Genomic DNA, 16,485 nt, shown 5'->3' with positions numbered 1-16,485 from the left:
AAAATTAGCTTGTTCCAAAGTAATGGAAGCCTAAAGGCTATCAAAGATATTTTTTATCAACAACTTATAGCCCCCTTTTCTACACTTGCAAAAATCGTTTATGAAAAACGAATTGGTTATTTTAAAAAAACAACTTGCCCTTTCTTATAACTTACCCTAATATCTGCCTCATCAAAATGATCGTTAATGAAAAACGAATTAGGAGGCAGTGTGGAAACTATTGAGTCTATATGTACGGAATTTTCAACAGGAGCTACAAATGCGCTTTTTGAAAAAAGTGAGCATCAAAGTCGAGAAAAATCTTTTCTTCTGACTGGTAGCTCAGTCGTTCTTAATGGAGAGATCCGTGTTAAGGAGCTTAATAAAATAGCCATTAAAGAAGGCAAAGATGCGACCCGCTTCCTCCTAAAAGAGGGTGATATTGTTTTACTAGCAAAGGGTAATTCAATTAGGGCTGCCTATGTAAATTCATATATTGCCGATTTAAAAGTAATAGCTTCGGCAAATTTTATTATTTTGCGCCCAAACCCAAAGATTTTAATTGGTGAGGTACTTGTTGCTTATTTTAATTCACTTGAAGGCCAAAGTTGCTTAGCTTCAATTAGTACAGGTGCAACCATTAAAAATATCAGTCTTACAAGTTTAAAAAAGCTCGAAATAGAGCTGCCTTTAACTGAAAAGCAACAGCAAATTGCAGCTCTGTTTCACGCAAGAAATGATGCTTATCATGCTGCGATTGAATTTGCAGAACAGCAAAAGGAAGTCGCTACCGCTTGTATAAGCGAACTAATGAAAGGAGCTGCATAATGGAAAACTTGCGAAAAGAGTTATGGAATACGATGGAGCAATGTAGAGGATTAATGGAAGTTCGACATTTAATCGAATTATTTACTTATATTGCCTTTATTGCAAAAGAGTCACCTGAAGCATTTAAAGTGATTGTAAATAGCGGTCAGGCTAAGCAATTAGAGATCTTGAGCAACACAGGGGCTGATCTTAAAGAGAAATATCCTCTAGCTGTTTGCAGTGTACCGGATTATTACCGAATAGATTCAAGAGTGATCAGTATTGCGGTTAACTTCATGGATAAAGCGCCAGACTTCAAGTCATTAGCAAAGTCGCTAAGAGAGTTTGTGAAAGAAACTGGTAAATACACTTTAGAGCTTTCATCTAATCTCAATATGGAGCGAATCTTTTTGTCACTTATTGGAGATTGTAGTGGCAAGAGTGTATATGACGGTGCCTGTGGATTAGCCAGAGTTGCATCAAACTTGAACCCTGAAAAACTCTATTTGGAAGAGAAATATCAATCAACTTGGGTGAGTGCTTATCGACTATTAACACTTGAAGAAAAGAACTTTGAATTGAAAAACTGTGATTCTCTTCTTGCCTCAGAGTTTGGCTATCAAGAACAGTTTGACATTGTTCTAATGGAGCCACCATTTGCACAGAGGTTTGGCACTGATGAGCGCCATAGACTTGCAGAATCAAGAATGATTAAAGTCGCTGCGGGTAAGGCTGTATCAGCATCAGCTGGCGATAGCTTATGGATTCAGCAAGTTTTGAGCAACTTAAACACCAATGGCAAAGGGTTTGTTCTACTACCTCAGGGGGTGTTATTTCGAGGTGGTTATGATGCAAAAGTAAGGGAGTATCTATTAGCCCATGAATTACTTGAAGCAGTCATTGGCTTACCAGAAAACATTCTGGATGGAACAAGTATTTCACCCGCTATTTTAGTGCTTAATAAGAATAAAGCTGCGGGTGCTCCTATTATTTTTGTCGATGCCAGTAATGTCGGTACTTCGTCAAGAAAAGGAGTAGAAATAACAGAATCTGATGCACAATTAATTAGTAACTTAGCATCGGGAAAGTTACAAGATGACAGTCGTTTCAGGGCTGTGCTTAACCCTGAAATTAGCAGTAATAATAATGAACTAACAATCGCAAGGTATATAAAGAAAAACATAAATATTAAAGAAGTAGTGTTAAACGATGAGCTTAAAAAACTAGCCGAATGTAAAGCTAAGTTTGAGAGTTCTCAAGAAAATCTAATGAGGCTAATAAGCCAATTTAGTTAATCAATAAAAAGAGGTTCAACATAAACATCAAAACTAGCAAAGAAGGAGAGAAAACTATGGTTAAACTATCAATCTCAATTGAGCAACCGTTACAACTTGAAACCAAGCAAGTGTTACCTGAAACTAATGCGAGTTATCGCATTTACGATTCAAGTAATGCGATGCATGATATTGTTATACCTGACAATTTACTTCAAGATTACAAAGTTCAGTTTGAACAAACAGGTTGCCAGCATAAAAGGCATGGCAGAAAGAAAGCCTTGAGGAAAATTGTAAATGCAGCTTATAAAGCTTCTTTAGGATTATATTCAAAAGCTGCAAATAAAGAGTTTTTTATCTTCTTCAATAACGAAAAAGTGATGTTTAAGGTTGAGTCCGACATTAAGGATATGTTTTTTAGGTATTTCAAGGATGTAAAACAAGACAAATACGCAAAAAAGCGTATGTATGTTTTAAACGCCCTTGTCTATTACGCTTGTCAATTTGCTAAACAGCAAAACCCTATTCAAGCCTAAATAAGCATTTAAGTTACAAACAGAATTCAAAATTTTATATAGGGGCTGCGCCCCTATAGCTTGGAGACAAACATGTCAGCAGAAAAACTAACCTTAGAAAAATTAGAAACGTGGTTATGGGACAGCGCAGATATTATGCGCGGTAGTATCGATAGCTCAGATTTTAAAAACTATATTTTTGGACTGATATTTTTAAAACGCTTAAACGACGTATTCCTTGAGCGGATCGATCAAGAAATGGAAAAAGAAGGCTGTAGTAAAGAAGAAGCTATTGCCATTATCGAAGAAGACTATACAAATGAATTTGTACCAGTAGATGCTCGCTGGGACAACATCATCAAAAAAACTGAAAACATTGGCGAAAGTATTGATGAAGCGTTCGCGGAAATAGAAGCACAAAATACCGATTTAGAGCGTGTATTAACAGCCATTAAGTTTGGTGATAAAGAACGTTTAAGTAATGATTTATTGCAACGTTTATTGCGACATTTCAATAAGCACAAGTTAGGTAATAACAACCTATATAAAGCTGATATGTTAGGGGATGCCTACGAATACCTAATTGCTCAATTTGCCGATGATGCAGGTAAAAAAGGTGGTGAGTTCTACACACCACACGGCGTAGTTGAGCTAATCGTTAAGCTAATTGATCCGCAGCCTGGTCATGAAATTTACGACCCAACATTTGGTTGTGGCGGCATGTTAGTAGAAAGTGCACGCCATATTGCAGAAAAACCAAATGGAATGAGATTTGGCAAGCCAAACTGTGTTTTATATGGTCAGGAACGTAATCTTGGTACTTGGGCGATTGGTAAGCTGAATTTATTCCTTCACAACATGACTGCGAAATTGGAGCGCGGTGATACCTTAGTTGACCCTAAACATAAAGACGGCAATAACATTTTGTCTTTTGACCGTGTAATCGCTAACCCACCGTTTTCTGCGCTTGACTGGTGGACGCCATTAGAAGCTAATAAGCAAACTAAAACCGATAAAAACGGTAACGTCAAAGAAGTCGCTCCAAAATACAGTAAAGAACTGAAAGACCCTTATGGACGTTTTAATTACGGCATCGCACCACGTAAAAAAGCCGATTTAGCATTTGTTCAACACATGGTTGCAAGCCTTAAAGAAGATGGACGTATGGGTGTTGTAGTGCCGCATGGCGTATTATTTCGTGATGGTGAAGAAGGCAAAATTCGTAAAGCTATGCTTAAAGGTGTCAATGATTTTAAAGGTGACTTGATTGAAGGCATTATCGGTTTACCAACAGGTTTGTTCTATAACACAGGTATCGCTGCCGCCATTATCTTAATCAACAAAAATAAACCTGCTGCACTTAAAGACAAAGTTATATTTATCGACGCTAGTGAAGGTTTTGAAGAAGGTAAAAACCAAAATAAGCTACGCGATATCGATATACAAACGATTACTTCTAGATTCAACAAGGCCGTTGAGCAAGTAACTGAAGCAGGTGAACAAACGCAAGAACAAACTAAAACATTATTAGAGCAGGTTGAAGTTGAAAAGTATCTACGTGTAGTTGAGATGGATGAAATTGAGCAAAATGGCTTTAATCTAAACATCAACCTTTATATTGATACAAGCGAAGAAGAAGAAATTATAAGTATCACTGACGTATTAGAATCTATTCAAAAGATTGATGATGAGTTGAATGTAATTGATGCTGAGTTAAGTAAGTATTTACCTGTGGTAGGTGTTTAATATGAAGTCACTGATTTTTAAAGAGTCAAAATATCAGAAAACAAAAATAGGTTTGTTACCTCATGACTGGAAACTTAAAAAATTAAGAGACGTTGCATATTTTTGGAATGGAAAAGCTCATGAGCAATCGATTGATGCTAGTGGTGATTATATTGTAATTAATTCAAAATTTGTCTCTAGTGATGGTCAAGTTGCTAAATATTGTAATGAATTAATTTCGCCATTGAAGAGCAAAGATATTGCTATTGTGATGAGCGACATTCCTAATGGTAAAGCAATTGCAAAATGTTTTATTGTTGAAGTTGATGAAAGATATTCTCTTAATCAAAGAATTGGTGGAGTTCGAAGTACAAAAGTCACTTCTGAATTTCTTTACTATGTTTTAAATAGAAACACTTACTTTTTAAAGTTCGATGATGGTGTTAAACAAACTAATTTAAGAAAAGACGATATTTTGAATTGCCCTGTTCAGCTTCCACCTGAAGACGAACAAAAATATATAGCTAACCTATTGATAAACATTGATAGAAAAATAGAACTTACCCATAAAAAAATTGACAATATACAAAAGCTGAAAAAAGGATTAATGCAGAAATTATTTTCAGAAGGCATTGGTATACAGGATAGTAAAGGGCAATGGCATCCTCACACTGAATATAGGGAGTCGCCTATTGGGAAAATCCCTGTTAAGTGGTCGAATGGAAAAATTAGCAATTATGTAGCTGAATTGGTATCAGGTGTAAGTGTTAACTCTGACGCTCGAACAAAAAAAACTAATGAGGTGGGGATACTTAAAACCAGTGCAGTGTTTGGAGGTAAGTTTAATTCATGTGAACACAAAACTATTAAACAAGAAGAGCAAAGCCGAGCTACGGTGTCAGTTTTAAAAGATACCTTGATAGTCAGTAGGATGAATACCCCTCAGTTAGTTGGTGAGTTCGGCTATGTTGAGGATGACTATGAGGATTTATTTTTACCTGACCGACTATGGATGACAAGACCAACAAAAGAAGAGCATTGTGTCAAAGCTTTATCATATTTATTGCAAATGGAACCAATTAAAAAATCTATAAAAAAGCTTGCTACTGGTACTAGTAACAGTATGAAAAACATCTCAAAACCTAAATTTATGTCAGTTTTTATACCTTTAATCCCTCTGGAGGAGCAAGAGATGATTTCTGATATTCTTTCTACTGTTGATAGAAAAATAATATTACTAGAACAGTTAAAAGCAGAAACTCAACAGCTCAAAAAAGGATTAATGCAGAAACTTTTAACAGGTGAGTGGCGCGTTAATATTGATAAAATAACTAAAGAGCAGTTAGCTGTTGAAGCATAGCGTATAAGGAATAAGGTCACAAAAATGGAACGAAATGAATCGCAAACCAATAACAGCCAGCCTGAGCTAATCGGTGTTGAAAAGCCAGCTATCGCTTGGTTAGTCAAATTGGGCTACACCCATTTGCCAGGTAAAAGCATCAAGCAAGAGCATAGAACGGATGCTCCAATATTAGAAGAGGTGCTGTCTGATCGTTTGCTTAAGCTTAACCCTTGGTTGAAAGATGTTGCCAATGGCGCAAAGCGAGCCATAAAGTTACTACGAGACATTTGGTTTGATGAAAATTCAGACCTTATGTTGGCTAACCAAGCTTTTTGGCTGAAAGTCTTGTTCCATAGTGATCTCCAGCTTAAAGATAAAGATGGTAATCCGAAGAGTATTCGCTTTATTGACCAAACTTCTGCATCAGCAAACGACTTTCATGCTGTCGATCAGTATGTCGGTAAAAATGCCAATGATGACCCTTTTAAACCTGATCTTCTGTTATTCATAAATGGCATTCCGCTCGGCATTATTGAATGCAAAAAAAGCAGCGTTAAGTTAGAAAAAGGTATTGCTCAAATTGACGGTTATATTAATACCTTTAAGCCTCATTTTGCTTTTAACATGGTGTGTGCGGCAATTAACCGTACCGCAGCTAAATATGGTGCGATCTACTCTCCAGAGCAGTTTTATTTAACTTACAAATTTGATCCGAACCGCCCAGAAGAAAAACAGATTCTTGATGAGATAGAAGCGAAGCTTGGTAAAACGCCAACAGAGCAAGACAAGTTAATTTGGGCTTTGTTTGAGCCATCTCGTTTCTTACGTTTGGTATGCTTTTATCCTATTTATGAATTAGAAGATGGCACGGTCATTAAGAAGCTACCTCGCTATCAGCAATGGCGTGCAGTAGAAAAAACACTAACTAGGCTGCACGGTAAAGATCCTAAGCACCCTGGCGAACAGTTAGGCGGCACTATATGGCATACGCAAGGCAGCGGTAAGTCTCTCACTATGGTAATGCTAGCCAGATTACTAAGAGCTGAAGCGTCTGGATTTGATAATCCAAGCATTTTAATTCTGACCGATAGAACAGATTTAGATAATCAAATTTTCAATACCATCGATCACGTAGCAGGAATAACTGCAAGTAAGGCCAGCTCAGTATCAGGACTTGAAGCCTTATTGGGCAACGACTATGGCATGGTATTTACGTCAACAGTGCAAAAATTTCAAGAGCGTGATGGCAAACCTATTAAAGCAGCGCAAGAAACTGAAGACGCTGACAGTGTTGAGCGCCTAAAGTCGCGAGTACGCCGTGTTTCAAGAAAAGATGACAAAGGCAAAGAGAACTACTGGATAATTAAAGAGGTTAATGAAAACCTTGGTAAGTTTGACGACGATGGTAAACCGTTAAAGGCAAAGTGGACAGCAGTAAGCGAAGAACAAGTAGATTTTAAGGTACTTTCCACTAAGCATAATTTCTTCGTAATGATCGATGAAGCACACCGTTCTCAATATGGTTTTTTAGCCGCATTTATGCGAGCAAGCCTACCAAATGCTAAGTTCCTAGCTTTTACAGGTACACCACTTGGAAAAGACGATAAGAACACTCTCAAGGAGTTTGGTGGTGCTGATTACATTGATACTTACCGACTTGATGAAGCGGTAGCTGATGGTGCGACTTTACCTATTAAGTATTTAGAAGGTATGAGTGACTGGTTCAGTGATGGCAATTTACAAAAAGAGTTTAATGACAAATTCGGGCAAGAGCCGCCTGAACGTAAGAAAGCTCTGAAGCAACAGTTATTAAAAAAACGTCGAGGGGCAAAGGAGCGCATCACCGAAAATGCAAAGCACTTAATTGAGCACTTCTTAACATCTGTAAAAGCTCGCGGTTTTAAAGGAATGCTAGTGTGCGATGGCCGTGAGCAAGCGATTAAATATAAAGATACGCTTGATGCACTGATGGAAGAGAGAAAGAAAGAAGGTTTACCTACCTTTGAAAGTCGGGTTGTTATTTCCCTCAACAGTATGACAGAAAAGCGCACTGGTGCGAGTGAACAAAAGAAAGCTGAAGAAAAAGGACTCAAGAAAAAACTAGAGACCATAGAAGAGCGTGTTAAGCGTGAAGTAAAAGAAGGAAAAACACCTGTTTGCGTGCCAACTGATGAAATTCCTGCTCTTGCCAATGAACTCTTTAAGTTGCCATATGGTGATGAAAAAGAAAATCTGAAAGACGAGAAAGCGAAAGTTAATAATATCGGCTTAATTATCGTATCAGACATGTTATTAACGGGCTGGGATGCTCCAATAGTTAATACTTTATTTTTAGACAAGTCGCTTAAGGAACATACTTTACTGCAAGCCATTGCGCGGGTTAATCGAACGCGTAAAGGAAAGAAAGCAGGCTACATCATGGATTACTACGGCATAGTTGAAGCTCTTGATGAGGCTTTAAAGATATTTGCAGGTGATGTTAAGCAAGAGCAAGTTTGGACTGATGTTGAAGCAGAGCTTCCAAAGCTGAAGGCTGCAATGCAGAAGGTATTAGATATTTTGCCTAAGAAGCATAACTTGGTTAAGCAAGCAGAAGCTTACAAAGAAGATGCTGACTTGTATTTAGATCCTGATACACGATTAGATATTGTTGAGGACTTCTTAGCCGCACTTGCTGAGTTTAATAGCAAACTAGACATTGTACTGCCTGATCAAAGAGGGGCACCGTTTAAGCCTTATTTTACTGTATTCAATGAAATTAAACTGGCGCTTCGTCAAAAACTACCAGAGTTTGCAGACAAAGCGCGGGTAACAGAAGCTGAAACCGCGATTTTAAAAGAGTTGCTAGACGAGCATATTGAAGCCAGTCCTGTTAAGAGTTTGTTGGATAGAGAAATTTCAATTCTTGACGCTGCCGACATGGACTTATTGAAAAAACAAAAAGGCGTTGGAAGTGCTGCATTGGTTATGAAAAATCAACTCAAGCACACTATCAAAACAGGCAAGAATAAAGACCCAGGCTTCTTTGGTGATTTAGAGCAGGAACTAGAAAAGCTGCTTAAAGATGAGAAAGAAGGAAGAATCGAACAAGCACAGTTTTTAGAGCAATTAGAGCTTTTCTCCCAGCGAATTAAGGGTAAGGATGCTCAAGCTGGAGATATGGGCTTTAAAACGGCTAGCGAAATCGCTGTATTTAACTACTTAAAAACTCAAGTGGAAGATGCTGAAGCTGAAGCATGGACGAAAGGTATCTTCAAAGATAATGATTTCTCAGAAGTGCTAATTTCGAATATTTGGAAGAAGCAGGACGATATTCACCCTGCAATGAAGAAGTCAATTCGAACGGTACTACGAGGACTCGCAGGCTGGGATATGACGGTAGCTAGGCAGCATACCAATGAGATATTTAAGATAATGCTGAATAACTAGGTTTGTATATGGATATTCATGAAGCATTGCTGAAAATTGAGAGCTTTAAAAGCGACTCGTTAAAAAACAAATTATCTAGTCTTGAAGGGCTTAGCGTTGGAATGAGTGATTATAAGGCCACTCATTTTTGTGAAGAACAAGGTCTCGATTTAGAGCTAATGTTATCGGCTCGTCGAATAAAAGCTGCCGCAGCGCAAATTGATGAAGTAATACATTCTGTTGGCATTCTGCAATCGCTCCCACATATTTTAGAGCACGATGAACTTGTAGAGTATGTTTCTCTTGGCGCAGGTAATACGGGGAAAAAATTTGACCTCGAAACCAATAAACGCGTTGCTGAATTTAAGTTTATAGATTGGCAGCCCAAATCAAATACCATCCGAGAAAACGGCATTTTTAAAGATTTTTATGGTCTAGCGGAACATCAAACTCATAAGAAAAAAGAGCTTTATGTTATTGGAACACTCCATGTTCAAAAGTTCCTAAATGGTGGACGAGCTTTGAGTAGTATTTTGAGCAAGCAACCCAAGATATTGTCAGAAATCGATAATAAATATGGTGATGATGTTCAGGTTGCGCGTGATTACTTCGAACTTCACAGTAATAACGTTACCATTTGTGATGTATCAAGCATCATCGCATTAATAGATTCAGGGGATGCTAATGCCTGTATTTAATTACGGCACAACCCAAATAGAGTGGTGGTTTAAGAAAGACAATAAGCTGAAAAATCACTACATAACAGTGGAGCGCAATAAAGCTGTTTTACTGAGAGGCCCTGATGTTGATGAGCAGCAACAACATGAACTCATAAAGCAAAGAGCGAGATGGATTAAGCAAAAACTCGCTGAAGTTAATCAGCCTATAAAGGATGAAATTGTTACAGGAAGCAGAGCTGTCTATCGAGGACGTTCATATTACTGTGAGGTTATTTACGACGATTCTGTTAAGCGCTTAGAAATTACCTTTAACCATAGTAAGTTTTCTATTCGTACACCTAAAAAAGGTGCGATTCCGCTTTCAGAATTTAAGCCTGAACTTGAACGTTTTTACGCGCAAAAAGCTACTCAAAAACTGGCTGCTAGAATCAACTATTGGCAGAAAGAAACTGGCCTGGAAGCCCTTACCTTTAATATTAAAAAGCTTAAGAGCAGATGGGGTAACTGTACAGAAAACAATGTAATCGAACTGAACCCTAAAATAATGGAATTTTCGGGAAAAGTGATTGATTACATTATTGTCCATGAGCTTTGCCACACAGTTGAGAAAAAACATAATAAAGAGTTTTGGAACCTAGTTTCAAGCCACTTACCTGATTGGAAAAAATACCATGAGGAAGTCGAGCAAGCAGGGAAAATGGAATTGTAAATAAGGAGATTCAGTGTCTACTACAAAGACTAACGCCACCCTTCATTTTGATGAGTCTGGCTTTACAGGAAATAACTTACTTCACCCGCAACAAAAAACGTTCTGCTATGCGTCTGTTGAATGCGCTCATGAGGAGGCCAAAGACCTTGTTGAGCATATTATTGCCAAATATAAAATTCAGAACGGCGAAATTAAAGGTGGAAAATTAGTTAAGGGCTTAAAAGGTAGAAGAGCGATTGACGAAATACTAACGCATATGAAAGGGCGTTATAAAGTTTCTGTTTCAGACAAGAAATATGCTTTGGCTGGCAAATTTTTTGAATACATATTTGAGCCTGCCTTATCTGAAGTTAACTCTATTTTTTATAACATAAACTTTCATCGGTTTATCGCCAATATGCTGCACGTTGAGTTTTCCGTTAGAGGTGCAATGGCGGAAGAATTATTTGAAGATTTTGAAAGCTTGATGAGAACTGGCAACTTTGATGGCCTGAAGAAGCTATTCTCATCAACGAAAGAAGAAGGTATATCACCAGTATTGGAATCGATTTGTGACTTTGCGATTTACAATAAGGAATCGGTCATAGAAGAGCTAGATGGATATGCTGGTGAAGGTGCTGGTAAATGGGTTCTAGATTTAACAAATACAGCTTTGTTTAGCCTCCTTGCTCAATGGGGACAAGAGTATGATTCTTTAACTGCATTTTGTGATAAATCAAAGCCGCTAAGCGAAGATCAAACAATCTTTGATGTAATGATTAATAGAGAAGACAAGAAGTTTTCCATGTTAGGTGGTGAACGTTCTCCTATTACGTTTAACCTAAGCGAACCGATTAACTTGGTTGATTCTAAAGATGTACACGGAGTCCAACTAGCGGATGCCGTAGCAGCAGCATTTGTATATGCCTGTGATCCCGAAAATCAAGATGAGTATGCAATTAAATGGCGTGGGTTGATCGAAGAGTCTGTCATTTTTGGGAGTGTATTCCATGACTACGATTATCTTGATTTGAAGAAGCTGGAGGTTCAACGAAATGCGGTTTTACTTCAGGAGCTAGTTGATAGAAGTAAAAAAGGAGTTAGTTTGACTCGCAATATAAGAGAATTCTTGCAGGTAACAGATATAAATTTGATAGCGAATCCCATTGGGGCCACTGTCAATTAAACAATATTAAATTCAACGAAGTTCAATACATAATAAATGACCCCCAATAACAGTATGAATAAAACAAAATTAGAAAAAAGTTTAAAACTAAAAAGTCGAGAAGAACTAGTAATACTAGCCAGAGAGTTCAATATCAAAGGTGGCGGCAACGCCCGAAAAGGCGAATTAATTAGCCTGATATTAAAAGAAGATGAAAAGGTTCTCACCGAAAAACTCCAATTATCGTGGTGGAAGGTTCATCGGGAGCAGGTGTTTGGTTGGGCTTCGTTAATTGGCTTAATCATTGCGGTAATCACGCTTTTACCATTAAATGATGCAAAAACAACGAGTAATCTGCAAGTAACTAAAAGTAAGGAGTTATACGAACAAGGAGAAGTCGCATTTTCAGAAATATATGGTGCATATGATTATCTCATCGAAAGAATGAATAATGGCTACCTTCTCTCGGAAGCCGAACTAGTGGAAGCTGCTAAAAAATACCATCAGGCAATAGAGTCGTTTGAGTTCTACTCTAGCAAAATAAAAAGATACGGAAATAGCAAACAAGTCGAGATCGTTAATGGAATTCAGTCATGGCTGTGGGAAGACTATCGTCAACTAGAACTTCAGCAAGCACAAGTTAGAACTCTTCAACAAAACATTTCTACGATTTTGTTTCGAAATACGCAATCGAAAGAAGATATGGAAGAACTGGCCTCAGTAGTCAGTGACGGTATCACTAAGCTTATTTCTTTCGAAAATAACCTTTATTTTTCAGCTAGGGACTACAATTTGAATGTATTAAAGAAACTGGAAAGTTATTTGACACATGAATTTAGAGAAGTATTAGACCTTGGTACTGAAAATTCACTAATTGAAGACATAAACCAGATTCCTGCTTTAGTGAGTGCGAGTAACTCTTACAAATACGATCACGAAGCCATTCCTTTTGTATTGGCTGAAAATAGAAAACTTTTTAGTGCGACAGCAAAAATCGAAGGTGATCTAGGCCCATTAAAACTAAAAGACGATTCTTTACGTTTCCAAGCGGCGCAAGAATTTTTGTTTGAAACTATAGAATCTAATAAAAAGCTTAAAGAGCATATGCTAGCGCTGAAGAAAGCACACGAGTCTAAACCGGAGACGGAGATAATCGAGAAAACTGTGCCAGAATCTAAGGAAACCGCTAAGAAGGGAACAACCAACTAAACAAGTTTTTTGAAAGCTACCTATTGCGCAATTGATTTGATGTTGAGTATTAAAATAAGAACGATTAATTTGTATGAATATGATCCAGCATTGACCTTCGAATGCTAAGCTAAAAACTGACTGGGTATAAATACGAAAAATCGTGTTTGAGTACAAAATACTAACGTTTATGAAGAAAATAAATGATTGTCTATGTAGATATGGATGACGTTATCTGTGATTACAGAAAAGCGTACAATAATGCGAAAAGAGAAAATCCCGAAATTGTGTATCCACAATCAGTTTTTGGTTTTTTCACTGATTTAGAGCCTGTAGAAGGAGCTTTAGAGGCAATGACGGCTCTTCAACACTCTGGCAAATATGATGCATACATATTGACAGCGCCGTCACCTAAAAATCCATTATGTTATACAGAAAAAAGGGTCTGGGTGGAAAAATGGCTAGGCTATTACTTTGTTGAGCGATTAATTATTAGTCCTCATAAAGGACTCCTTAAAGGTGACTATCTCATTGATGATCATATCGATGGTAACGGTCAAGATTCATTTGAAGGACGGTTACTTCAGTTTGGGAGTCGAGCTTACCCTAATTGGGACAGCGTAAGAAAAGAGCTATCAATATAGGAGGCACTTGATTCGTAGGTTAACAATATCTTTTCTTAACAAGACTCATCGTGATGGGGAGCTTGGTTCTCATTCGAGTCAGCCAGCCATGACCACCTAGCAGACGATCTAGTTTTGTCAGGCTTATAGATTCATTCGGAGCCATTTCGGAGAAAATACTTTGCACCTGAACCGCAAGCTTTTTGTCTCTTTCCCCCCAATTTACTTTCTTCGGTGGAATTGTTTTAGAAGCGGCAGGTAAAGTTGAGTTAAGCCAAGCTCTGTCATGCCTGTATAACCAATGGAAGGCAGCATAACAAGACTGTTTTACTTCCTGCTTGCTTGCAAAGGGAGATAGCCTAATAGTTCTTAGGATTTGTACCTTGTATTTTCTCTTTTTTGATTCGAATTTAAATTGTTTCCGCTTTTCAACTAACCCTTCTTCACTCGATATGATTTGCTCAACGCTACCAGTCGATATTTGGAACTCTTTAGCTATGGCTTTCCGGTGAAACCCTTTGTATGCCATTGAGATAACGGAAGTAATGACTTCTTCGGTGATAACCTTTGGTTTGAGTTCTATAGGTATATTATTTTTCATTGCCAAAGATTTTATATAGCACCTACTTTTTCCTGTAATGCGGCTTACCTCTTCCATAGAGTTACCTTGTTTAAGCAAGTATTGGCAAAACTCTGATTTGTCTTCATTACCGTACTTTTTTTCAGAATTTTTGAGTGATAATTTATCGTCGCCTTTTAGCAAGTTATTTAGCCAAAATAGTACCAGTAAATATTTAAAAGGGTGCTGACAAACAGTACCTGTGAGCATATAGGACAAATATCGATAGTCTTTATCCGAGCTTGGTAATAAACTTTTAGCAGTGTGCTCTAAATCTTGTACAAACTTAAACAAATCGGATGTTAGTTTTTGCCTGTTAAATCGCTTGTTACCATGAGCATATCCATGTTCACTCAAATCTGTTAGTAACTCTGCCTGACAAAAGCTGCTATTTGTTTCTGTAATATCACGCAGAAACTGTTTTGTAAATTTAGCAAATTCAAAGCTAAGGTCAGTGCATTGTTTAACAGTTGATGAATGTGCAGGCAATAAGAGCTTTTTTATATGAGGTCTTTCAGGGAGCTTTTCATGAATCAGCCAAACTCTATGAACAGAACATGCTTCGACACCAGGAATTTGATGATTTCGATGCCAATATGTCACCCCGAAACGTCTGATATCTTCCTTTGCACAAACAGGACAATATTTTAATGACAATGTTTCAGACTCTTTAAACGTGACAAGCTGGCACGCTCTGATTGCATTATTGCCATTACATTGACGTAGAGCTTGTGAAATAGAGCTGGCATATTGAGGCAAAAAGTAGGAAAACAACCTCCCTAAGGTTTGTTCACGATAAATTTTAGTTTCTGAATCTCCGCATATTTTTGCTGCTCTGCGGATGCCAATTGTGAGGTATGGATGAACACTAGCACGAGGTTTAGCTAACAGCATTGACAAGTAATCATGCTCGCTCAAACCTAAAATAGTCATATGTCGAATATAACGACTAAATAAAGTCTCATCAGGTAATGATGTTGGGAGTTGCATAGCTTGCCCAAATGCTTGTTATCCTGGCTACATTTTAGACTACATTAATTAAATTCCTCTAGAGGTGAATCGCAGAGTATTTTGTTACTACGAAGATATTCAAGAGGATCTTCTTCATCTGCTGCTCTCCTTAATAAATCAGGATCTGGAATTCTATCAAGTAAGTTGATTTCACTTTGTAGCTCTCTAAGTTTAGCTTCAAACTCAGGGTGTTGAGGTCGGGTGATATCAGCAATGACTTTATTGTCTTTAGCAACTTCTTCTTTTGTTGACTTGTCAGTTTTAGCTACTGATTTTTGTCTTCTGGGCAAAGAGTTTTGCTCACGTAAGTTCTTAACCTCTTCTGTTTTTGATGAAAGTGCACAGGCTGAAATGTATGCCTGTTGTAATACTGCCGTGGTTATTCTTTCGTCGCCGGAACCAATCACCAGCTTTTGTGCGTCACGGTAAATCCTGTGCGCCATATCTAAGTTACCAACAGATAGTTCGTGTAATTTTTCGTTTAATTCTTCACTAAGCTCAGTAGTAACATTAGTCCAATGTAAATCCCATAGTTCGTGAACAAAGCAGTCCCATGCGTCACTAGTTCGATCTAAAGCTTCCATTTCGAAATAACCTCCACTTTCAGCTCGTCTCGCAGCCTTTAGCGTTTTAGCCAGCGTCTCATCGAAGGGGGGATTAGCGCAGAAGAAAAGTGGAACACCTAGTTTATTTACTAAGCTATGTAAGAAATTCAGTAAATTGTTTTCGCCACCAGTTCTCTTAAATTCAAGACGCTGCATCTCATCTATAACTAATATACCGAGGAAGTTTGCCTTTATTTTTTGTTCAATCTGACGAGTAAGCTTACCGATTGTAAGTTCTGGCTTTGTTCGCTTATTACCTATAGCTTGATCTAACGTAGTTAGGATTTCTTCACATAAATCTCTTACGCTTGAGTTATTAGGACAATCAACTTTTAACCAAACGATTTGATTTTTATGTTCCATGACTTGGCCGTTGTAGTTGTCATGTACAATAACATTTGGGAAATAATTAAGCACTTGCTCAAGCATACTAGACTTACCAACACCGCTTTCGCCAATAAGTGTAATACCGTCACCTTTTGGCTCAAAGTAACCCGAATACGGCTCTATTTCCGGCTTTTCATCAATAGGGTAATGTAAATATTGTGCAGTTGTAGGGCTGAGTGGATTTTTTGCTGAGTAACCTGCCTTAATTGCATCTTCAATTGCTCTAAAGCATTTATAGTAAAGAGGTAACGGCTGGCGTAAATTTTTCAACCGCACAGTGTATTCTTCTCTCACTAGAGGATCTGGATGCTGTCTTATGTGTTCATCCAACTCAGGGTAGTTGCTAAAGGCTTCCATGACGGTTTCTTGACTAGCCTTCGGCTTTAAAGCTTCTATTAGCGGATTACCCTGGTGCTCAGGCAGTATAGCTTTATTATATCTGGCCTTTTCTTTACGCATAAATTAATGG

Annotated in this window: 13 protein-coding genes; 11 read left to right on the top strand and 2 right to left on the bottom strand. The window is 37.8% G+C overall.

Annotation, left to right across the window (positions count from 1 at the left end; all coding sequences use genetic code 11):
* Positions 1 to 186 precede the first annotated feature (186 nt).
* From L1070_RS16915 to L1070_RS16865, 11 genes are all read left to right on the top strand, one after another.
* On the top strand, positions 187 to 807 hold the full coding sequence (locus tag L1070_RS16915) for a restriction endonuclease subunit S (RefSeq protein ID WP_237126442.1): 621 nt from the start codon (positions 187 to 189) through the stop codon (positions 805 to 807).
* Positions 807 to 2,081 (top strand): N-6 DNA methylase, encoded by a 1,275-nt coding sequence (locus L1070_RS16910; protein WP_237126441.1) that lies wholly within the window; start codon positions 807 to 809, stop codon positions 2,079 to 2,081. The genes L1070_RS16915 and L1070_RS16910 overlap by 1 nt, the downstream gene beginning before the upstream one ends.
* A 56-nt stretch (positions 2,082 to 2,137) precedes the next feature.
* Positions 2,138 to 2,596: a hypothetical protein gene (locus tag L1070_RS16905; protein ID WP_237126440.1), complete on the top strand. Its 459-nt coding sequence runs from the start codon at positions 2,138 to 2,140 to the stop codon at positions 2,594 to 2,596.
* Between the two features lie 72 nt (positions 2,597 to 2,668).
* On the top strand, positions 2,669 to 4,321 hold the full coding sequence (locus L1070_RS16900; RefSeq protein WP_237126439.1) for a class I SAM-dependent DNA methyltransferase: 1,653 nt from the start codon (positions 2,669 to 2,671) through the stop codon (positions 4,319 to 4,321).
* A gap of 1 nt (position 4,322) precedes the next feature.
* Positions 4,323 to 5,660, top strand: coding sequence for a restriction endonuclease subunit S (locus L1070_RS16895; protein WP_237126438.1), 1,338 nt, complete (start codon positions 4,323 to 4,325; stop codon positions 5,658 to 5,660).
* Between the two features lie 24 nt (positions 5,661 to 5,684).
* On the top strand, positions 5,685 to 9,071 hold the full coding sequence (locus L1070_RS16890; RefSeq protein WP_237126437.1) for a type I restriction endonuclease: 3,387 nt from the start codon (positions 5,685 to 5,687) through the stop codon (positions 9,069 to 9,071).
* 8 nt (positions 9,072 to 9,079) lie between these two features.
* The gene (locus L1070_RS16885) at positions 9,080 to 9,748 is read left to right on the top strand and encodes a hypothetical protein (protein WP_237126436.1); all 669 of its coding nucleotides are present in this window, start codon (positions 9,080 to 9,082) and stop codon (positions 9,746 to 9,748) included.
* Positions 9,735 to 10,439: a SprT family zinc-dependent metalloprotease gene (locus tag L1070_RS16880; protein WP_237126435.1), complete on the top strand. Its 705-nt coding sequence runs from the start codon at positions 9,735 to 9,737 to the stop codon at positions 10,437 to 10,439. The genes L1070_RS16885 and L1070_RS16880 overlap by 14 nt, the downstream gene beginning before the upstream one ends.
* A 13-nt stretch (positions 10,440 to 10,452) precedes the next feature.
* A complete protein-coding gene (locus L1070_RS16875) occupies positions 10,453 to 11,604 on the top strand; it encodes a DUF3800 domain-containing protein (RefSeq protein ID WP_237126434.1) in 1,152 nt (383 codons plus the stop codon).
* 54 nt (positions 11,605 to 11,658) lie between these two features.
* A complete protein-coding gene (locus tag L1070_RS16870; protein ID WP_237126433.1) occupies positions 11,659 to 12,792 on the top strand; it encodes a Rho termination factor N-terminal domain-containing protein in 1,134 nt (377 codons plus the stop codon).
* Between the two features lie 182 nt (positions 12,793 to 12,974).
* Entirely contained in the window at positions 12,975 to 13,415 is a 441-nt protein-coding gene (locus tag L1070_RS16865) for a hypothetical protein (RefSeq protein ID WP_237126432.1), read from the top strand.
* Between the two features lie 19 nt (positions 13,416 to 13,434).
* On the opposite strand, the gene L1070_RS16860 is transcribed toward L1070_RS16865, so the two are convergent.
* Together L1070_RS16860 and L1070_RS16855 are read right to left on the bottom strand one after the other, a co-directional pair.
* On the bottom strand, positions 13,435 to 15,003 hold the full coding sequence (locus L1070_RS16860; protein ID WP_237126431.1) for a TnsD family transposase: 1,569 nt from the start codon (positions 15,001 to 15,003) through the stop codon (positions 13,435 to 13,437).
* A 44-nt stretch (positions 15,004 to 15,047) separates the two neighbouring features.
* The gene (locus L1070_RS16855; RefSeq protein WP_237126430.1) at positions 15,048 to 16,475 is read right to left on the bottom strand and encodes an ATP-binding protein; all 1,428 of its coding nucleotides are present in this window, start codon (positions 16,473 to 16,475) and stop codon (positions 15,048 to 15,050) included.
* Positions 16,476 to 16,485 lie beyond the last annotated feature (10 nt).

This window comes from Pseudoalteromonas sp. MMG022 (genome assembly GCF_021654245.1).
GTDB lineage: Bacteria > Pseudomonadota > Gammaproteobacteria > Enterobacterales > Alteromonadaceae > Pseudoalteromonas > Pseudoalteromonas amylolytica.
This window is presented reverse-complemented; position numbering and strand designations above follow the sequence as displayed.